This is a genomic window from uncultured Campylobacter sp., assembly GCF_937921625.1.
Taxonomy (GTDB): domain Bacteria; phylum Campylobacterota; class Campylobacteria; order Campylobacterales; family Campylobacteraceae; genus Campylobacter_B.
Window position 1 is genome coordinate 1 of record NZ_CAKZTI010000017.1, and the last position, 20,166, is coordinate 20,166.

The 20,166-nt window shown below is 46.3% G+C and carries 19 protein-coding genes; 10 read left to right on the top strand and 9 right to left on the bottom strand.

The window, feature by feature from the left end; translation table 11 throughout:
- Positions 1–599 precede the first annotated feature (599 nt).
- The 9 genes from Q0101_RS02285 to glmU form a co-directional block, all read right to left on the bottom strand.
- Complete coding sequence (locus tag Q0101_RS02285; RefSeq protein ID WP_297941907.1) at positions 600–2,681, bottom strand: TRAP transporter permease; 2,082 nt, start codon at positions 2,679–2,681, stop codon at positions 600–602.
- Between the two features lie 8 nt (positions 2,682–2,689).
- Entirely contained in the window at positions 2,690–3,631 is a 942-nt protein-coding gene (locus tag Q0101_RS02290) for a TAXI family TRAP transporter solute-binding subunit (RefSeq protein ID WP_297941909.1), read from the bottom strand.
- A 233-nt stretch (positions 3,632–3,864) separates the two neighbouring features.
- The gene (gene truA / locus Q0101_RS10675) at positions 3,865–4,611 is read right to left on the bottom strand and encodes a tRNA pseudouridine(38-40) synthase TruA (RefSeq protein WP_366939381.1); all 747 of its coding nucleotides are present in this window, start codon (positions 4,609–4,611) and stop codon (positions 3,865–3,867) included.
- A gap of 604 nt (positions 4,612–5,215) precedes the next feature.
- Positions 5,216–6,247 carry an LptF/LptG family permease gene (locus Q0101_RS02300; protein ID WP_297941914.1) on the bottom strand — a complete coding sequence of 344 codons (1,032 nt, stop codon included), beginning with the start codon at positions 6,245–6,247 and terminating at the stop codon, positions 5,216–5,218.
- The gene (locus Q0101_RS02305) at positions 6,240–6,995 is read right to left on the bottom strand and encodes an A24 family peptidase (protein ID WP_297941917.1); all 756 of its coding nucleotides are present in this window, start codon (positions 6,993–6,995) and stop codon (positions 6,240–6,242) included. The genes Q0101_RS02300 and Q0101_RS02305 overlap by 8 nt, the downstream gene beginning before the upstream one ends.
- Positions 6,996–7,086: 91 nt before the next feature.
- On the bottom strand, positions 7,087–7,488 hold the full coding sequence (locus Q0101_RS02310) for a hypothetical protein (RefSeq protein ID WP_297941918.1): 402 nt from the start codon (positions 7,486–7,488) through the stop codon (positions 7,087–7,089).
- A gap of 310 nt (positions 7,489–7,798) precedes the next feature.
- Positions 7,799–8,476: a polyprenyl diphosphate synthase gene (gene uppS / locus Q0101_RS02315; RefSeq protein WP_297941920.1), complete on the bottom strand. Its 678-nt coding sequence runs from the start codon at positions 8,474–8,476 to the stop codon at positions 7,799–7,801.
- A gap of 3 nt (positions 8,477–8,479) precedes the next feature.
- Positions 8,480–9,661 carry a bifunctional phosphopantothenoylcysteine decarboxylase/phosphopantothenate--cysteine ligase CoaBC gene (coaBC, locus tag Q0101_RS02320; protein ID WP_297941922.1) on the bottom strand — a complete coding sequence of 394 codons (1,182 nt, stop codon included), beginning with the start codon at positions 9,659–9,661 and terminating at the stop codon, positions 8,480–8,482.
- Positions 9,654–10,955, bottom strand: coding sequence for a bifunctional UDP-N-acetylglucosamine diphosphorylase/glucosamine-1-phosphate N-acetyltransferase GlmU (gene glmU, locus Q0101_RS02325; RefSeq protein ID WP_297941924.1), 1,302 nt, complete (start codon positions 10,953–10,955; stop codon positions 9,654–9,656). Before glmU ends, coaBC begins: the two co-directional genes overlap by 8 nt.
- A 150-nt stretch (positions 10,956–11,105) precedes the next feature.
- Between glmU and Q0101_RS02330 the strand changes: the two genes are divergently transcribed.
- The 10 genes from Q0101_RS02330 (at position 11,106) to Q0101_RS02375 (ending at position 20,165) form a co-directional block, all read left to right on the top strand.
- A complete protein-coding gene (locus tag Q0101_RS02330; RefSeq protein ID WP_297941926.1) occupies positions 11,106–11,975 on the top strand; it encodes an EamA family transporter in 870 nt (289 codons plus the stop codon).
- A gap of 64 nt (positions 11,976–12,039) precedes the next feature.
- A complete protein-coding gene (locus Q0101_RS02335) occupies positions 12,040–13,224 on the top strand; it encodes an efflux RND transporter periplasmic adaptor subunit (protein WP_297941928.1) in 1,185 nt (394 codons plus the stop codon).
- Positions 13,225–13,245: 21 nt separating this feature from the next.
- Positions 13,246–15,174 carry a MacB family efflux pump subunit gene (locus tag Q0101_RS02340; RefSeq protein ID WP_297941930.1) on the top strand — a complete coding sequence of 643 codons (1,929 nt, stop codon included), beginning with the start codon at positions 13,246–13,248 and terminating at the stop codon, positions 15,172–15,174.
- Positions 15,175–15,187: 13 nt separating this feature from the next.
- Positions 15,188–16,546 (top strand): efflux transporter outer membrane subunit, encoded by a 1,359-nt coding sequence (locus Q0101_RS02345; RefSeq protein WP_297941932.1) that lies wholly within the window; start codon positions 15,188–15,190, stop codon positions 16,544–16,546.
- Complete coding sequence (locus Q0101_RS02350) at positions 16,543–16,896, top strand: hypothetical protein (protein ID WP_297941934.1); 354 nt, start codon at positions 16,543–16,545, stop codon at positions 16,894–16,896. The genes Q0101_RS02345 and Q0101_RS02350 overlap by 4 nt, the downstream gene beginning before the upstream one ends.
- Positions 16,897–16,971: 75 nt before the next feature.
- Complete coding sequence (gene rpmH / locus Q0101_RS02355; protein WP_297941936.1) at positions 16,972–17,106, top strand: 50S ribosomal protein L34; 135 nt, start codon at positions 16,972–16,974, stop codon at positions 17,104–17,106.
- A gap of 14 nt (positions 17,107–17,120) precedes the next feature.
- On the top strand, positions 17,121–17,429 hold the full coding sequence (gene rnpA / locus Q0101_RS02360) for a ribonuclease P protein component (RefSeq protein ID WP_297941958.1): 309 nt from the start codon (positions 17,121–17,123) through the stop codon (positions 17,427–17,429).
- Positions 17,426–17,770 (top strand): membrane protein insertion efficiency factor YidD, encoded by a 345-nt coding sequence (gene yidD / locus Q0101_RS02365; protein ID WP_297941938.1) that lies wholly within the window; start codon positions 17,426–17,428, stop codon positions 17,768–17,770. Before rnpA ends, yidD begins: the two co-directional genes overlap by 4 nt.
- Positions 17,770–19,413 carry a membrane protein insertase YidC gene (gene yidC / locus Q0101_RS02370; protein ID WP_297941940.1) on the top strand — a complete coding sequence of 548 codons (1,644 nt, stop codon included), beginning with the start codon at positions 17,770–17,772 and terminating at the stop codon, positions 19,411–19,413. Before yidD ends, yidC begins: the two co-directional genes overlap by 1 nt.
- Positions 19,410–20,165, top strand: a complete 756-nt coding sequence (locus Q0101_RS02375) for a Jag N-terminal domain-containing protein (RefSeq protein ID WP_297941942.1) — start codon at positions 19,410–19,412, stop codon at positions 20,163–20,165. The genes yidC and Q0101_RS02375 overlap by 4 nt, the downstream gene beginning before the upstream one ends.
- The last annotated feature ends 1 nt before the right edge of the window (position 20,166 follow it).

A 20,166-nucleotide genomic window follows, 5' to 3' on the forward strand; every position in this document is an offset into this window, starting at 1 on the left:
ATTAAAGTATTTTTATAGAATTAAATTTGACTAATAATTCCCCATTCCATCGATATTTTTATAAAAATTATTTTAAATAAAGTACAACATATAATCAAGGAGTCGCTCTAAATAAGTAAAATTTTGTAACGCTAATCCTTAATCATCAAGTTGTTTTGGAGAAATTTTGCACAGTTTTTGATTTTATCTGCTTTAAGAATCATTTTAGCTTTTGTGGACGTGTATATTTAAACCATCGAAGGCATTTCAAGCGGCAACGCGAAAACGGCTTTGCTCTATTGATTTCGTGTATCCTGTGGCTTGCGATAATCATATAGACAAGCATGGATTTAGCACACGATAGTTTTATTAACACGGTAACTTCGTATGAATAAATTTAAGGAGCATAATCGCTTCGGCACAATTTAAAATTTTGAATAGTTTATATAGGCGGATTTAAATTTAAACTAGATTTATCAGCACAGCACAATCTGCCGAGGTTTTAAATTTAGAGCAAAGAGTGGATTCAAATTTAAAATCCTAGCGCAAGAATGCAAAGTAAGAAGATAAATTTAATAAGACCCCGCAAATTTTAAAATTTAGCGGGATCAAATTTAGATTTACGCCGCAGGCGCGCTATTTTCGGCGTGCGTATCGCCAGAGTCTTTAGGTCTTAAAAGCCACTGTTTTGTAAAGATCAGCACGTAGATCGCAGCGCCGATGCCGTAGCTTGCGTATTCGCTCGGGATAAACTCTATGAATTTCGCGCAGATATTAGGCACCAGCATTAGCGGCGTTACGAGCAGCAATAGCAGGCGCTCTATCGGGTTACACTTGGTTACGAACCAGCCCTGAAGCGAGGAGCTGAAGGCAAACATACCCACGATCGCCGTGGCAAAAATCAGCACGATTTGCAGTGGATCGCTGATCCAAACGATGCTCTTTGAATCCATCGGATCGCCGATGCTTTGGATCAAAAGCAGCTTATTGTTGAAGAAAAACGCAAATGGAAGCACCGCGGTGCGCAGATCATACACGAAGCCCTGAAGTCCCACGGTTACGGGATTTGCCTTTGCAATACCCGCCGCAGCGTATGCTGCAATACCCACTGGCGGGGTATCGTCGGCTAAAATTCCAAAATAAAAGACAAAAAGATGCACTGCGATCGCAGGGATCAAAAAACCGTTTTTGCCCGCTAGTATCAAAATCACTGGCGCGATTAAGCTTGAAACGACGATATAATTCGCCGTCGTAGGAAGTCCCATGCCCAAAATAAGGCTCATTATCGCAGTCATCAGAAGTATCAGTACTATGCTATTTCCCGCGACTGCTTCTACGAGCTCTGAAAGAACCTGCCCCAGCCCGGTAAGAGAGATCGAGCCGATGATGATGCCCGCTAGCGCGGTGGCAACGGCGACCGTGACCATGTTTTTAGCAGCACCCACCATAGCCCAAAAAATATCGACAAAACCGACGATAAAATCGGACTTGCCAACCTTTTCGCCAAATATCGTTTTTTTAGCGGGCTCTTGTACGATCATTATTAAAAATAGCACGCAGATCGAGTTAAACGCCGCAGAGATCGCGCTTTCTTTCAGAATCAATAGAGTAAAAAGAAGCACCAAAATCGGTATTATGTAATGAATGCCGCTAAATATAATTTTTAGCTTTGAAACCTTGGCGTAATCGCGGCTGCCGTGAAGCCCCAACTTGCAGCTTTCCAGATGCACGATGAAAAATAACCCCGCGTAGCAGACGAAAGCGGGGATCACCGCCGCGATCATTACGTTGGTGTAACTCATACCTAAAAATTCCGCGATGATAAACGCCGCAGCGCCCATGATAGGCGGCATAAGCTGCCCATTTACACCTGCGGCGACCTCGATAGCGCCCGCTTTAGTGGCGGTAAGTCCTGCTTTTTTCATTAGAGGGATCGTAAAGGTGCCCACTGTCACGACATTTGCGGTCGAGCTGCCGCTTACCATGCCGGTTAGTCCGCTGGCGATTACGCTAGCCTTGGCAGGTCCTCCGCGGAAGCGACCTAAAATCGCAAACGCTACGTTTATAAAATACTGCCCCGCTCCGGCTCGCTCCAAAAGCGCGCCGAATAGCACGAACAGATAGATGAAGCTGGTACTGACCCCTATCGGCACGCCAAATACGCCCTCTGTAGTTAAAAACATATGCCCTGCAAGCAGTTCAAAGCTTGCGCCGCGGTGCGCGATGATATCTGGCATATAGGGGCCGAAGTAACAATACAGAAGGAAGGTAAAAGCGATAATGCCAAGCGCGGGTCCCATCATACGACGACCCGCCTCAAAAAGGATAAAAATACCTATAAAGGCCGCCACGATATCTCTGGTCAGATAATTTCCCGGGCGCTGCGCTAGCCCGTTAAATTCTATCGCAGGATACAAGATCGCGGCGACTCCGACGATTAATAAAATATAATCGTAAAACGGGATATAAAAATGCGCCTTGGAGCGCGGGCGAAATGGAAAAAGCGAAAAAATTATAAAAATGGCGAACGCCAAATGGATTGAGCGCGCGATATTCGTATTTAGCGTAAAATATGCGATGTAAAGCTGAAAGACCGACCACGCGAAGCAGACCAGCGTCACGAGCCAGAAGAGCTTTTTAGAGGTAAATTCTCTACTCTTTACCTCTAAAACCTGCTCATCTTTTTGTGTAGATTTCTCCATCAACTAGCCTATTTCAACAACCCAGCTTCTTTATACACCGCCTCTGCCGCAGGATGAAGCGGCGCGCTAAGCCCCTCTAAAAGAGATTCTTTGCTTACCAAATTTAGCGCAGGGTGTAGCTTTTTATACTCGTCGAAATTATCAAGTATCGCCTTAACTACCGCCCTAACCGCCTCGTCGCTTTGGCTAGCGTCGGTTACAAGCACAGCCTTTACGCCGATAGTCTGCGTATCGTGATCTACCCCGTCATACATTTTCGCAGGGATCACGCCTTTGGCAAAATATGGATATTTTTCTAGAATTTTTTTGATATGCTCATCGTCGATGCTAACCAAGTCGATGGGAAGCGAAGTCGCCGCATCGGTGATATTTGCGGTTGGATGTCCTACGACGTAGAAGTATCCGTCGATCTTCTTATCTTTTAGCGCCATCGGGCATTCTTGCGCCGTTAAGACGCCGTGCTGGGCGAGCTTTTTAAGATCAAAGTCGTAGTTTTCAAAAACTATCGTGCTGGTTAGCTCGTTGCCGCTGCCCGGGTTTCCGATATTGATCTTTTTGCCCGCAGCGTCGTCGTAGGCTTTGATACCGCTCTCCTTAGAGACGACGAAGGCCAAAAGCTCCGGATAGATCGAAATTACGGAGCGTAAATTTTTATCCGCCGCGCCTTGAAATTTGCCCGTACCGTTGTATTTATCATAGACGACGTCGCTTTGAACGAAGCCGAAATTTAGCTCTTTTTTAAGCACGTTATTGACGTTATACGTCGAGCCGCCCGTCGATTGCACGGAGCACTTCATATTTTTATCCATATTTACCAAGCGGCAAATCGCGCCGCCCACAGGATAATAGGTGCCGGTCATACCGCCAGTGCCGATATTGATGAACTCCTTAGCGCCCGAAACGCTAGCTAGTAAGGCCAAACCGGCCAAAGCAACAGAAAATTTTTTCATCTTTGCTCCTTTTTGAGTTAAAAGTTTGAAAGTATTGCTAAATTTCTATAAAATTCTAATAAAAATAGATCGAATTTCGCGCAAATTTACGATTTTACACATCGTGGTTCAGGTGATTTAATATCAAAGTAGGGTGGCGATCTACTCTCATATGCAGAATTTTACCGCGATAAAATTCTAAGCTTGAAATCCAAACGCCCGTGGATAAAATTTAACGCTATAAATTTCAAGTCTTAATAACTCACGCCGCTAAGATACAGCCCGTTCGGCGGAAAGGGGATTCTGCTAAGAGCTCGCGAGAAGCTGATCTTGCGCCCGCTCTGGACGGATTTTAGCGCGTTTGCGACCATCAGCCGCACCTGCGCTCGCAAAAATCCGTTGGCTTTAAAATTTATCAAGGTTAAATTTCTAAAAGAGTAGGCGCGCGCGACGTAGAGCTCGCGCACGGGGCTTTTTATGTCGCTGCCGCTTTTCATAAACTCGCTAAAATCGTGCTCGCCGATAAAATTTGCAAGCGCAGCATTGAGCGCGGCAAGATCTACGCGCGGATAAAACACGCAAAAATCGCTAAGAAAGGGGCTTGGACGTCCGTGGTTTAAAACGTAGCGATAGCAGCGCGCCATAGCGTCGTAACGTGGATGAAAATCGCGCGGCACCGGGCTGATGTGATGTACAAAAATATAGGGCGCGCAGTGGCGGTTGATAAGCTCTTTTAGGCGCGACAGCTCCCAATGCACGGTGCATTCGACGCAGCTTACCTGGCGCAGCGCGTGCACCCCTTTATCTGTGCGCGAGCTGCTGATGAGCGGCGCAAAGATCCCTACTCGCCCCAAAGCCGCGCGCAGCACATCCTCGACGCCGCGCCCGTGGGGCTGAGACTGCGAGCCGCTAAATTTCGAGCCGTCGTAGGAATAGACGAGCTTGAGCTTTACGCGCTCGGAGTTTGCGCTTGCTGCGAAGGTGCACGCATCTGCGGGGATATTTGGCGGGGTGCTTATTTTGCCGATGTGCGCAAGTTCGCTCGCTACAAAGTCGCTTGCAGGCGCGCTTTCAATAATATTTTTGAGTTCGGACGCGCTTGCGAGGGTGTTTGCGGAAATGCCCGCTTTGTAGGCGGCGTCTGCTTTGCGGGAGTCTGCGGTGTGGGCGGACGCGGGAGGGGTAGTGTAAAATTTTGCTACGGGCGAGATATGGATTTTTAAAGCGTCGCCACTTGCCACATTAGCTTTTGCAGCGTTTGCCGCGCAAATATCGGAAGCGGCGGAATTTAAATTTGCCGCGCGCGCGACCTCTTTGGCGGAAACGGCGTCCAAATTCCGCCTGACGCTTTCGTGATTCAAACCGCAATCGGGTGCAGTATAGGCAGCTGTATCGCTTGCCGTACTTGCAAGAGCGGAATTTTTAAAATTTAAAATTTTATCGTTTAAGATCAAAGCCTGCTCGCCGTTTTGCGCTTTGCATTTTAAATTTACGCTACGCAAAATTTTAGACGCGCTAGGCTCGCTCGCCGAAATTTTATCCGCTAAATTTCGAGCGGACGAGCTTTTGTTTAAAATTTCGCCGCCGCAAAGCTCGGAGCTTTTTTCAGTACCTTGGGGCAATTTTGATCCTGTAGTAAAGCAGCGATGCGATAAGCGTAACGCCGAATGTCACTGGAAGCGCGATGCTTGGGTATTTAGAGAGCAGCATGATCATCGCGAAGTAGCTAAAAAGCATGCCGAAGATCCCCGCGTAAACGAAGCCCTTTTCGTAACGATAGGTCACAATGCCGAGGCTTAGCGCAAACAGAAAGCTCGCCAGCGGAAAGAGCGAGACGAGGGTGTAGATGCTAAATTCTTTCCTGCGCTTTTCGCTGCCGCTCATATCGCTCCAGTATCCGATCACGCCGCCTCCGCCGCGGATATTGCGGTCGCTTTGCGTGCGCAGGGTTAGGCTTTCAAACTCGCTTACGTGCCACTGCTCGCCGCCCATCGTGTAAATTTTGCCGTCGTGTAGCATCGCAGAAAAGCTCGCGTTTTCGTTTTTAAACTCGCCGCTGCGCGCTACGATCATCCGCTCGTGATCCTGCGAGCCACCTGGATTATACAGCACGAGATCCTTATACAGCGTGCTTGAGCCGTTGTTTTCCTGCGAGTCGATAAAAACGAGCCAGTCGGAGAATTTCTGCCCGAATTCGTTGGATTTGATATTTAGCGTCGCGCTGATCTTTTTGTAATCGATGAAATTGTCCTTTAAATTTTCAGCTATCGGCATCATAAAAAGCGAGACGAAAAGCAGCGCCAAGGAGCACAGCGCGGCGCTTATGCCAAAAAACAGCGCGATCTTGCGCGTGGCGTAGCCGATCGTGAAGATGACGATCGTTTCGTTCTCTTTAGAGAGCCTAAAAAGCGAGATGCTAAGCGCTACGAAAAACGCGATCGGCACCGTAAATATGAGGATGCGCGGCAGCATGAAAAGATAGAGCTTTACTAGCTCTGAAAAATTTATCTCGATAAATGACGTAATGCGCGCGATCTGAAGGAAAAAGACGATCGACATTATGATAAAAAGCGTGCTGAAAAGCGACGCGAAGGAACCGACGAAATTGCTAAATAAATAGCGCTGCACTCTATCCATAAATGACGTCCAAGAGCCTTAAAATTTGATCTTTGAAGATAAAGGTAAGAAGCAGCCCCATCGATAAAAACGGCACGAACGGCAGCTCGTAGCCTTTTTTGTTCGCGATGAGATACGCAGGCAGCGTCAAAATCGCGCCGATGTAGATCGAGATACCGCCCAGCTTCCAGCCCAAAATCGCCCCCATAACGCCCGCGATAAAAATATCCGCACTTCCCATCGCTTCGCGCTTTAGCACGAAGGTGACGATGAGGCGCAGCACGAAAAATATCGCCGCGTATCCCGCCGCCGCGCCCACGCCGCTAAGATCAAAATCATACATCAGCGTATAAGCAAGCGAAAGCGCCGTAACTACGTAAAGAAGGCTCTCAGGCACGGCTTTATACTCAAAATCGATCGCCGAAAGCGCCATAAGTAAGATGAAGCAAAGCCCGAGCACTGCGGCTTTTGCAAGATCGGGCTCGCCGAAATACGCCGCAAGCGCAAGCGCGCCGCCTAAAAGCTCGACGATCGGGTAACGGATCGAAATTTTGGTTTTGCAAAAGGCGCATTTGCCGCCCAAAAAGAGCCACGAAAGCAGCGGGATATTGTGGTAAAATTTTAAAGCGTGAGAGCATTTCGGGCAGTGCGAAGCGGGGAAATTTACGCTCTGTCCGCGTGGCAGGCGGTAGATCAGGACGTTGCAAAACGAGCCCACGCAGGTGCCGAATACCGCAAAAATCACGCCGTAAACGATATTTAAATCCATCTTTTTCCTTTGGAGCTTTTAACTTTTTAAAATTTAATCAAATGCTTTATGGTAGCGAGAAATTTCTTAGTTTTCATTGATTTTTTGCCTCTCATAAGGGAAAAATTTTACGAAAATCGCCGCCGCGCCCACGCAAAATAAAATAGCTATGAGCCCGGCGATTAGCGGCTCGCCCCCATGCCTCATATAATCCGCCGAAAATCAAAAATCCCGCCACCAGTATCACGGCGTCCAAAAGATCGAAGTTCAAAGTATCTACGATCCATAAAAACATAATATATGCGCCTATCCCGCTGCCTGCAGATGTCAAAATCCCCATTTTATCGGGGATGAGGGTAAACGCTAGCATAAAAAACAGCAGCAGGCAAATGTAGACCGCCAGTATAAATTTCTTTGGTTTTTTATACACGCTGCCGCATCTTGGGCATCTTAGAGTTTTCATCGGCTTTTTCGTAAGCTTTTTGCGGCAACCACATTGTATGTAGTAGCTCATGGCCTTCCTTTCGGTCCTTGCGTGAACGGGCGGCGTGATTTTAAAATTCCTGCCGCGTAAATTTACCGTACCTCGTAACACGGCTCGCGCTAGAGCTTTAAATTTAAAAGGGCGAAATTTAAAATTTCTATAGCGCCGCGCGCCTACGTATTAAAATTTTAAATTTTACGATACCGTAAATTAAAATCCTGAAATTTTAAAATTTCATGGTGTCGCGAGCGCCAGCAGATTAAATTTTAAAATTTATCGCGTCGCAAATGGCGTTCGAGGATTAAAATTTTAAAATTTAAACCGCCCGTGCCGTCAAATTTTAAAGACCGCCGAAGCGGCGCTGTTTGCGGCGGAAATCATCCACTATGCGAGCAAGCTCCTCGCGCGTGAAATCCGGCCACAGCGTCGGCGCAAACGCAAGCTCGGCGTAGCTTGCTTGCCAGAGTAAGAAATTCGACAGCCGCTGCTCGCCGCCCGTGCGCACCAGCAGATCCACGTCGCCGCTGTGCGCGGTATCCAGATGCGCGCCGATGCCCACTTCGCTTAGTCGCTCGCCGCTTGCAAGCAGCCGCTCGCACGCTCGCACGATCTCGTCTCGCGAGCCGTAGTTGATCGCTAGGTTAAAATTTAGCGCTCGTCCGTTTTGAGTTAAATTTGAAAGATATTCGATCTCGCTTCGCAGATCGCCCTCAAAAACCGATATATCGCCGATCGGATAGAATTTTATTCCGTTTTGGATAAATTTTTCGCGGCGCGAGATTAGGAATTTTTGAAGCAACTTCATCAAAAATTCCACTTCGCTTTTCGGACGTTTCCAATTTTCGGTGCTAAAGGCGTAGAGCGTGAGGTTTGCGATGCCTTCGTCGATGCAAAACTCGCAGATCTGCTCCACGACCTCCGCGCCCGCTTCGTGCCCGCCGGTGCGCAGCAAACCGCGCTTTTTCGCCCAGCGCCCGTTGCCGTCCATCACGAGGGCTAGATGATTTAGGCTATTCACGGATCAGATTTTTTTCAGCTCAGCCGCGATTTTTAGGGCGACTTCGTCCTTCGGCGCGGTGTCGATCACGACCTGATCGTTTTTCGTGATGAAGGTGACCTTAAGGACGTCGCCGCCGAGCTTGATGATGTCGTCCAGTACGTTTAGGCATACGGCATCTAGATGCTTTTCGTTTAGCATGCGTTTAGCCTCGCCGACGGCGTTTTCGCGGTCGGTTTCGAGTTTAAAGCCTACTTTTTTGATATTTCCGCGCACGGAGCTTAAGATATCCTCGTTTTCGCCCAGGCGTAAATTCCAAATTTCGCCGATCTCCGCTTTTTTCACCTTATCTTTGTAGCGCACCTTCGGCGAGTAGTCGCTTACCGCGGCCGCCATTATCAAATATGCGCCGTCTGGGAATTTTGTGCTGTCAAGCGCCGATTTTAGCCCGATAGTGCTTTCAAATTTAACGAGCTTGTACGGTAAATTTTCATATTCGTTGCTAGAGATCAGCGTCACGTCTGCACCCAGATAAAACAGCGCGTCGGCAATCGCTTTGGAGGTTTTGCCGCTGGAGAAATTCGTAATGCCGCGCACGCTATCGATCTTTTCGATCGTCGCGCCTCCGGTGATGATGACGGTTTTATCCTCCCAAAATTTATCGTTGTAAAGCGCACGCTTTAGCGTCTGCATAATCGCCTCGGTGCTCGCTAGTCCGCCCTTGCCGGTATCGCCGCAAGCTAGAGTTTTTTCTATCGGATCCACAAAATACGCATTCACGCTCGCTTTTAGCATATCGATGCAGTTTTTCGTGATGTTGTTTTCAAGTAGCGCGGGATTTGCGGCCGGCGCGATGACTACCTTGGCGTGGGCGAAAGCCGCGTTTAGCACCTCTAAAAATACATTGTCGCAGACGCCCCACGCGAGCTTGTTTATCGTATTTGCCGTCGCAGGCGCGATCAAAACTAAATCCACCTTGGAATAAGCGATGTGGTTGATGCCCGCCTGCCAGTTTTCGTTGGCTTTGCAAAGCACGGGGTGATCGCACAGCGCCTCGAAAGCTTTGTAGCTGACAAACTCCTGCACGCCGTCGCTAAGCGCGATATAGACGTCGAAATTCGACTTTTTCAGAGCGGATAAAATTTCAAACGCTTTGTAAAAACTGATACTCCCGCAAACCGCCAGTAAAACCTTTTTCTTACTCATCTTCGCTCCTAAAAAATTTATGGAAAAACCCATCTTTGTTGATTTGTTTGCTTCGGCTGATCGCCAGCGCGCCGCTCGGAACATCGCTTGTAACCGTCGTGCCTGCGGCGATTATGACGTCGTCGGCCACCCGCACGGGCGCTACTAGCTGCGTATCCGAGCCGATGAAGACGTTTTTTCCGATTATTGTTTTGTATTTTTTCTTGCCGTCGTAGTTGCACGTAATCGTGCCGCAGCCGATATTACTGCCCTCATCGATCTCGCAATCTCCAAGATAGCTTAAATGCCCCGCCTTGATCTTGTTTACTTTCGCATTTTTAAGCTCGACGAAATTTCCGATATGGGTGCCGATGACTTCGCATTTTGGGCGCAGATGTGCCATCGGACCGATATCGGAGTTTTTTACGACGCTATCTTCGATGACGCAGCCGCTTTTTATGAGCGAGCTTTCGATCACGCAAGGACCTATGATGCTTACGTTTTCTTGCAGCTCGCACTCGCCGATAAATTTCGCCCTACTATCGATGTAGATGCTTTGCGGTAGGCGCATTAAAACGCCTTGCTTCATCAAATTTTCTTTGATCTCGTTTTGCATTAAATTTTCGGCGATGCTGAGGGCGAGCTTATCGTTTATGCCCATGAAGCTTTGCTCGTCCACCCACACGGCGGCGCATTTTAAGCCCATATCTTTGGCGATTTTGATCGCGTCTGTGAGGTAGTACTCTTTTTGCGCGTTATCTGGTTTGATCTGCGGTAGGATCTGTTTTAGCGCGTCGCTTTTGAAGCAGTAGCAGCCGGCGTTTGCGTCTTTTACCGCCTTTTCCTCCTCGCTTGCGTCCTTTTGCTCGACGATCTTTAAAATTTCGCCGCCGCGGGTAATTACGCGACCGTATCCGAATGGATCGCGCGCGCTAAAAACGCTTAAATTTACTTCCGCATCCTCCTCGCAGAGTTTGCGAAGCTCGGCGCTTTTTACCAAAGGCATATCGCCGCAGATTATGAGCGTTTTGGCTCCGCGGATTTCGACCTCTTTTAGTCCGCCCGCAGTGCCGGGGAAATGCTCGTGGTCTTGTTTGTAGATTTTAGCGTTTGGAAAGTGCGCTAGAACCGCGCTTTTAACCTCGTCGAATTGGTAGTGTAAAATCACGCTCACGTCGTTTGAAATTTCGTAAGCTTTCTTTAGGATGTGGATTATCATCGGCTCGCCGCAAAGCTCGAAAAGAACTTTAGCTTTTTGCGACTTCATCCGAGTGCCCAGCCCTGCGGCAAGAACTATAACCGAAACGTCGTTCATTTTTACCCTTAAATTTCAAAAATCGGATAATTTTAACACATTTAAAATAAATAAAAACCTAAATTTATGCCGCGCGAGCGAAATTTAAATCCCAAATTTAACTAAAATTTTATAAAATTCCGCCTAAATTTTAAAGCTTAGGCGGACGTTTTGAAAAAACTGATTTTAGTTACTTGTATTTGGGCTTTTAGTTTCTCGCTGATAGGCGAGTTTTTGCGCGGCATAGACAGCGCGTATTTGGCATTTTCGCGCGTATCGTTGGCGCTAATTTGTTTTTTGCCGTTTATGAAATTTCGCGGCGTAAATCCCACTTTAGCGCTTAAAATTTGCGCCGTGGGCGCCGTGCAGATCGGCGTGATGTATATCTTCTACTACCGCAGCTTTGCGTATTTGAAGGTCTATGAAGTGGCGCTTTTTACGATATTTACTCCGTTTTACGTGACGTTGCTTTACGACGCGCTTAAGCTTAGATTTCGCGCGCTATATCTTTTCAGCGTCGCTGTCGCGGTGCTAGGTGCTTTGGTGATAAAATTCGGCGCGATAAACTCTGAGTTTTTGACGGGTTTCTTGCTCGTACAAGGCGCAAATTTATGCTTCGGGCTCGGACAGAGCGCGTATAAATTTATGCTGGAGCGTCACGGCTTTAGCGAGCAGAAGGAACTTTTCGGCTACTTTTTCGCGGGGGCTACCGCGGTTACGGCGATTGCCGCGATCGTGCTCGGAGATTTTTCTAAATTTAATCCTAGCTTCTCGCAAGGCGCGGTGATCGTGTATCTGGGCACGGTAGCTAGCGCTTTAGGCTATTTTTTGTGGAACAAGGGCGCGTGCGAAGTCGATAGCGGCGTGCTTGCGATTATGAATAACGCGCTCATTCCCGCAGCGATCGTCGTAAATTTGGTATTTTGGCAAAAGGACGCCGATCTAGCGCGCCTACTTGCGGGCTCGGCGCTAATTTATGTTTCGCTAATTTTACATAAAAAGATCATGAAATTTTACGCCCTGCGCGAGCAAAGAATTTAGTATTTAACTAAAATTTTATATTTTTACATTAGAATTAGCCCCTATTTTATTTGAAGTTGGCAAAATGAAAAAAACCTTGAAATTTACCGTCTTTACTCTGTTTATCGTTATTGCGATATATTTTTTATACGGTAAATTTTTTAAGCAAGAAGAGGCACCGAAAGCCCTCACCACAAGGCTTGAAAAGGGCGATATCAGAGGCACGGTGACGGCTGCGGGAGAGGTTTATGCCAGGGATTTGGTCGACGTGGGCGCGCAGGTAAGCGGACAGATCAAAAAACTCTACGTCAAAGTGGGCGATAAGGTTCAAAAAGGCGATATGATCGCGCAGATCGACTCGGTCACTCAAGAAAACGAGATCGCGCAGCAAAAGGCGCAGCTTCTAATCCACGAAGCAAATTTAGCTTCGGCAAAGATCGCCGCGGCAAACGCCAAAACGCAGTATAACCGCGAGCTTGAGCTGTATAAAAGAAACGCCGCCTCCAAAGAGGCTGTGGAAAACGCCAGAAATAGCGCCGCTTTAAAGGAAGCCGAGCAGAAGCAGATCGAGGCGCAGATCGAGCAGACCAAACTTCAGCTAAGCACCGCAGAGACAAATTTTGGCTATACCAAGATCACGGCTCCGATAAGCGGTACGATCGTTTCCATGCCGGTAGAGGAGGGCAAAACGGTAAATTCCAACCAAACTACGCCTACGATCGTAAAGATCGCCGATCTAAGCAAGATGGAGATCAAGATGCAAATCGCAGAGGGCGATATATCCAAAGTAAAGGTCGGAATGGACGTAGAATACTCCATATTATCAGATCTGGATAATATCAAAAAGGCTAAAATTTACAAGATCGATCCCGGTCTTACCACGCTTAGCGACGGGACTTACGATAAAACCTCTAGCGGATCGTCTTATTCTTCGAGTAGCAGCGATAGCGCGATCTATTTTTATGCAAAGATGCTCGTGGATAACGAAAACGATTTTTTAAAGATCGGAATGACGACCGAAAACAACATAATCGTAAGCGAAGCGAACAATACGAGCTACCTACCTACCTCGGTTATCAAGCGCGACGGGGGAGGCGATTACGTCACGGTGCTTAACGGCAAAGAGTCCGAGCAGCGATACGTAAAAACGGGCGTCAGCGACGATTTGAATACTGAAATTTTAAGCGGTTTGGATGAAAAAGATGAGGTGCTTATCGCCGACGGAAAAGCCGCGCCGTTAAATATGGACGGGCCTCCGATGGTGTTTTAGTTAAAATTTTATGGTATGAAGATGCTAGAGCTTAAAGATATAAACAAAAAATTCATTCTTGGCGATAACGAAATCCACGTACTAAAGGACGTAAGCTTAAATATCGAAGCGGGCGAGTTTATATCGATAATCGGGCAATCCGGAAGCGGAAAATCGACGCTGATGAATATAATCGGCTGCATCGATACGCCAAGCAGCGGAAGCTACAAGATCGAAGGTCGCGAGACCGCGAATTTAAGCGGCGATGAGCTTGCGGCGCTTAGAAGTAAAAAATTCGGCTTCGTCTTTCAAAAATATAATCTCATCGCTACGATGGATGCGACCGCAAACGTCTCGCTGCCTGCGGTGTATGCAGGCGTAGGGGCGAGCGAACGGACGAAACGGGCGGTGGAGCTTTTGGATAAGCTGGAGCTTGGTGATCGCACCAAAAATTTACCGAGCAAGCTTAGCGGCGGGCAGCAGCAGCGAGTAAGTATCGCCCGCGCGCTAATTAACGGCGGCGAAGTGATTTTGGCGGACGAGCCCACCGGCGCGCTTGATAGCAAAAGCGGCGAGACGGTGATGCAAATTTTAACGGCGCTGCACAAAGAGGGCCACACCATCATCATAGTCACGCACGATGCGCATATTGCGGAATTTGCGGATCGTATCATCGAGATAAAAGACGGTAGAATTTTAAGCGATAAAAGAAAGGCTGGGCGGATTTTTGAGCGCAAAAAAGAGCAGATTAAAACTAAAAATTCCTTTATATTTTGCAAAGATCAGCTAATCGAGAGCTTTAAAATGTCGATTAGCGCTATATTTTCGCATAAACTAAGATCGATTTTGACGATGTTAGGCATCATCATCGGCATCGCCTCGGTTATCTGCGTAGTAGCTCTCGGTAAGGGTTCGGAGGAGAAAATTTTATCCGAGATCCGTAAAATTGGCACTAATACGATCGATATCTATCCCGGTAAAAATTTCGGCGATGTGCGAGCGGGCTTCGTGAGCACCCTTACGATAAGCGATTCTAAAGTTTTGGCGCGCCAGCCCTACGTCGATTATGCCACACCAAATGCTTCTGCAAGCGGTACGGCAACATATGCTAATTTAAGCTCCAAGGCTCAACTGCGCGGCGGCGGCGTGAATTCTTTGGCGGTTAATGGCATAGATATAGAAGATGGTAGAAATTTTAGCGACGATGATATTAAAAATTCTGCCTCTGTCGCGATTATCGATCCAAACACTAAAAAAACGTTTTTTAAAAATTCCGATCCTATCGGAAAGACGATTTTATTTTCGGGTAAGCCACTTAAGATCATAGGAGTTTCGGGCAAGGATAAAAACGCCTTCGGAAGCAACGAAAATTTAAGAATTTACGCGCCGTATTCAACTGTGATGAATAAAATCACGGGCAATCGAAAAATCAGCTCTATCACCATCAAAATCAAAGACGATGTCAATACTCAAGTGGCCGAAGAGAGCCTAACTCAGCTACTTATCCAAAGACACGGTTCGCGGGATTTTCATACGATGAACGCAGATACTATCAAACAAACAATACAAAGCACTACCGGCACGATGACGATTCTGATCTCATCGATTGCGGTTATCTCGCTCGTCGTGGGCGGCATCGGCGTGATGAATATCATGCTCGTAAGCGTCACCGAGCGCACGCGCGAGATCGGCATCAGGATGGCGATCGGCGCGAAGCAATCCAACATTTTGCAGCAGTTTTTGATAGAGGCGATCTTGCTTTGCTCGCTCGGTGGAGCTTTGGGAATTTTAATCGCTTTGGCGCTTGGATTTGCATTTAATACCATAAGCCCAGATTTTGCGATGAAATTTACTACCGCGCCTTTCGTGATCGCCTTTGCAGCGTCGTCCGCGATCGGCATAGTTTTCGGATATCTGCCGGCAAGAAACGCCAGCAGATTAAATCCGATAGATGCTTTAGCACAAGAATAAACAAGGAGAGAAAATGATAAATTCCAAAGTAATTTTAAGCGGCATTTTAGCTGTTTTTATCGGCGGTTGCGCCTCAAATCAAAGTGAGGTCGAATTTAAGCCTGTAGAGCATTTCAAGGACGAAAATGCAAGCTATGAAATCGATACGCTGTGGTATAAAAAATATGGCGAATCATACCTAAATAAGCTTGTAGATCAAGCTCTTGCGAATAACTACGATCTAAAAACAGCGGCTTTAAACGTTGAGAGTGCTTATGCAAATTTAGGGCTAAGCAGGGCTGATCTTTTTCCTACGCTAAGCAGCTCGTGGAGTGCGGGCGCTAATCGCGACATAAGCACCGGCTCGAATTGGAACAAAACCTATAGTTCGGGTTTTAATGTAAGCTATGAGCTTGATCTTTTCGGCAAGATCCGCTCGGCGGTAAATGCCGAGGGCTGGAATGCTAAAGCCAGCGAGTTTGACCTTGAAAATACTCGCCTGACTCTTATAAATTCCGTCGTAAGCGGCTACTTCGAGATGCTTTATCTAAACGATTCGCTAAAATGGACAAAACAGAATTTAAGCGATTACCGCGAAATCGAAAAAATAATCAAGGCAAAATACGATTACGGCAAGTCCGAACAGCTTGATTACAGGCAGATTCAAAATTCTATCCTAGGGCTTGAAAACAAGGTCTTAAGCATTCAAAAAAATATCGAGGATAATCATAAATATATGAGAAATCTCATCTCCTCCAGCTTGCAATTTGATGATAACACCGATTCGATAAATTCCATAGAATTTCAAGGCGTTGATCTAAATGTGCCTTACACGGCGCTTGCTAACCGCCCCGACATTAGAGCTGCGATCGCTAGGTTAAATTCCAGTTTTTATGATGAACAGACCGCTAAGTTAAATTTCTTTCCTAGCGTAAATTTAGGTGCGGGGCTTACTAATGGACAAGGCGTGAGCGCTAACGATAGCTTCAAGCTAAATTTTTTAAGCGGCAACGTAAGCATAAGTCTGCCGTTTTTGGATTATGCGAGGGTTGAAAACCGCCTTAAAATTTCGGAGATCGCTTTTCGCAAAAACGTCGTAAATTACGAACAGACGCTCTCTAACGCTACGAATGAGGTGCTAAATTTATATAGAATTTATCAGATCAATCTGGCTAGCCTTAAAAATTTAAGTGCCGCTTATGACGAAAAGGCGCGTATTGCCGATCTTTACGCCGCGAAATACGAAGCAGGTTCAAGCGAGCTAAAGGATATGCTAGAAGCCCGCACCGACGCCGTAAATGCCAAGATAAACGAGCTAAATCAAAGATATTTGACGCTTCAAAACGAGGCGGCGATCTATCGCGCGATGGCAGGTAAATTTAAACGCAAATGAAAAAGGCTTTGATATTTTGGCTGCTTTGCGGCGCGATATTTGCTGATTCTATGGTACTAAGTGCGCAAGATGGTGCAGTAAGCCTTAGCGCCAGCGCTTACGTTGCGAACGATAAACAATTAGAATTTGAGAAAAACCATAGTGAAATTCTGCTAAATCGTCAAAAAAATGAACTAGATAGGCAAAGCCTGCAAAATAATTTGCAACGTGAATCAAAAGGCGTAGGCGACCACGATGATTTTTCGATGAAAAAACAGCCGATGCAAGACATCAAGGAGCGAAACAATAAAAATGAGAAGGGCTTAAAACTGCGCCGTAAAAAGCTGCAAGGCGACGCTTATCGGCGCTAGGGCTGCTTTTGTTTATCGGTTTTTAAGTAAAGTTTCTATAAAATCTCCGCTTTACATTTTCTTAAAGGAACAGTTATGAAAAGAACGTACCAACCCCACAATACCCCTAAAAAGCGCACTCACGGCTTTCGCGCCCGTATGAAAACAAAAAACGGTCGCAGAGTTTTAAGTGCAAGACGCGCTAAAGGCAGAAGAAGATTGGCTGCGTAGGCGAATTTGCTGCGATAAGCGATAGCAGCGTTTTTTCGGAGGTTTATAAAAGTGCGGCGAAGTGGCATTGCGAATGCGCTGTTGTGTATTTTTTGGCTAGCGAGCAGCGTAAATTTAGCGCGGTCGCCAGCAAAAAAATAGGCAATTCAGTTACGCGAAATTACGCTAAAAGACGTTTGCGCGCAGCGTTTTATAATCAAAAAGACGCCATTGTTAGCGGAATTTTTATATTAATCGCAAAAAAGCAGATCATAGATATGAGCTTTGAAGACATCGAACGAAATTTAAAATGGGCGTTTAAAAAGATCGGCGCAGTAAAATGAAGAGATTTTTTATAGTCGCGATCGGGTTTTATCGAAAATTTATTTCGCCTTTGCTACCGCGCTGTTGCCGTTATTATCCGAGCTGTTCGGAATACGCGCTTTATGAGTTTAAGTTTAACGGCGTCTTTGGCGCGCTCTGCGCTGTAACGGCTAGAATTTTAAGATGCAATCCGCTCTTTAGCGGCGGCATAGATTATCCGATAATCGCGCGAAATTTCAAATTTTGCGTATTTTCAAAAGCCTGCGAAGGCGGCTTTAACGCGCGCGCGGAGAAATTTAAGCTTTGGTTTATACCATATAAAAAAAATAGATATTACGTCATACGACTAGGAGAAAAATAGTGCTAGATAAACTTCCTCAATCAAAGCGCCTTGCTATTGCAATAGCAACTGCGCTCATATTTTTCGTAGCTTACGATCATTTTTATTTATCAAAAATTCGCGCCGCTATGGAGGCAAACGCAACCGCAGCGCAAATCGCGCAAAAAAATGCCGCCAAGTCCGCTCCGCAAACTACCGCCGCTGGCGTGAGCGCGCAGGGAGCAAATTTAAATACCGTAAATTCCATCTCTGCACCGTTAGTGCGCGTGGTTGGCAAAGAAGCAAATTTCACGATCGACGGGCTCGGTCGCATAAGCTCGTATGTGCTAAATGATGCTAAATTCCGTGACGAAAACGGTGATGCGATAAATTTGATCGATCCTAAATCGCATTCTAAACCGCTTGAGATGCGCTTCGAGGACGCGGCGTTGAATGCGATGGCTTTCGATACTCCTTATAGCGCCTCATCTAATGAGCTTGACGCACGAAATGGAGAGGCTAGCGTTACGTTAAGTCAAAGTTTAGGTGCCGTTAGCATAAATAAAATTCTTACCTTTTATCCAAATGGTAGTTATAAATTGGATCTGAAGTTAAGCGGCAATGCGCGTTATTTCATCAGCCCTGGCTCGCGCCCGAACGTAGAAGTAGATAGCTATACGGTTCACGGCGTCATCGTAGGAAAACCGGGCGAAGCGGGAATTTCAGATAAAATCACTTCATTTTTTACTGGCTCGCAAGCTATAAGCGAAAGCGTAGAAATTTTTAAAGATGGCGACGTGGATAAAAATGAGCGAATAAGCGGTGCAAATATCGCTGCAAGCTCCGATCGCTATTATACGACGCTATTTTACGGAGAGAGCTTGAATGTGACCGTGACTGACGCAGATAAAATTTCGCAGGTTTTCATAGGCTCGGACGGCGATCTTAGTCTTACGGGCTATATCGGCGCGAAAGATCACGCAACGCTAAGCTCGATAAATCCTGCTCTTACGCACATTATCGAATACGGCTGGTTTACCTTCATCGCCCGCCCGATGTTTAAATTTCTAAACTGGTTGCACGGCTATATCGGTAACTGGGGTTGGTCGATCGTAGTGCTTACGCTCATCATCCGCCTAATCTTATTCCCGCTAAGTTACAAGGGAATGCTATCGATGAATAAGCTAAAAGATCTGGCACCTAAGATGAAGGAGCTTCAGGAGAAATACAAGGACGATAAGCAGAAGCTGCAGATGCATATGATGGATCTGTATAAGAAAAACGGTGCCAATCCAATGGGCGGCTGCTTGCCAATACTGCTTCAGATACCGGTATTTTTCGCGATCTACCGCGTGCTACTTAATGCGATCGAGCTAAAGGGTGCGGAGTGGGCGCTGTGGATCCACGATCTGTCACTTAAAGATCCATATTACATCCTGCCGATTACGATGGGAATTTTGATGTTTTTGCAGCAAAAGATTACGCCGACTACATTTACCGATCCGATGCAAGAGAAGATGATGAAATTCTTGCCTCTTATTTTTACGGTATTTTTTGTGATGTTCCCTGCTGGTCTTACGTTATACTGGACGGTCAATAACTTCTGCTCCATTATCCAGCAATACGTCATTAATAAAGCCTTTGCTAGGCATAAACAAGCTCAAATAGCGGAGAAAAAATCATGATAATTGAAGCAGAAAATTTAAAAGACGCATATAATAAAGCAGCAGCTGAGCTGGGATGCTCAGTAACGCAGCTTAACGTGCGCGTGCTGCAGCATCCAAGCGGCGGATTTTTGGGCCTTTTTAAGAAAAATGCCATTATAGAAGCGGTTTTGGAAGGGGAGAAATTTAGTGAAAATCCGGAATTTAGCGCCTCTCAAAACAAAACCGGCAAAGCAGAGAAAAAGCAGGGCGACAAATCAGAGTCTCAAAGTCCTCGCACCACGCATTCTAAACATCGCAAAGAAAAGCAAAAGGGCGTTGTGACGGATGAAATTTTATCCGATATCAAAGAGAAGCTATCTGCACTTTTTAGATCAAGCGAGTTTAATATCGAAGTTAGCGATGTTAGCAAAATCGACGAAAATACCGTCTATATCAAGCTGCAAGGCGAGGATAGCGCGCTTTTGATAGGCAAAGAAGGACACCGCTACAAGGCACTTTCGTATATGATTTACAACTGGATCAGCATCAGATATGATCTTGCTGTGGTTTTTGAAATCGCGGAATTTTTACAAAATCAAGAACGATTTATCGATTCTTATGTAAATGCGCTCGTGGAACGCTCCGGAAATGAGCGTATCGTCACGAAGGCTTTTGATGGCGCATTTATCAAAATCGTAGCCGACAAGCTAAAACAAGCATATCCGGATCGTTTTGTGGGTATCAAATCCACGCGTAGCGGCAAAATCGTCATCGTAGACGAAAAAAGCTAAT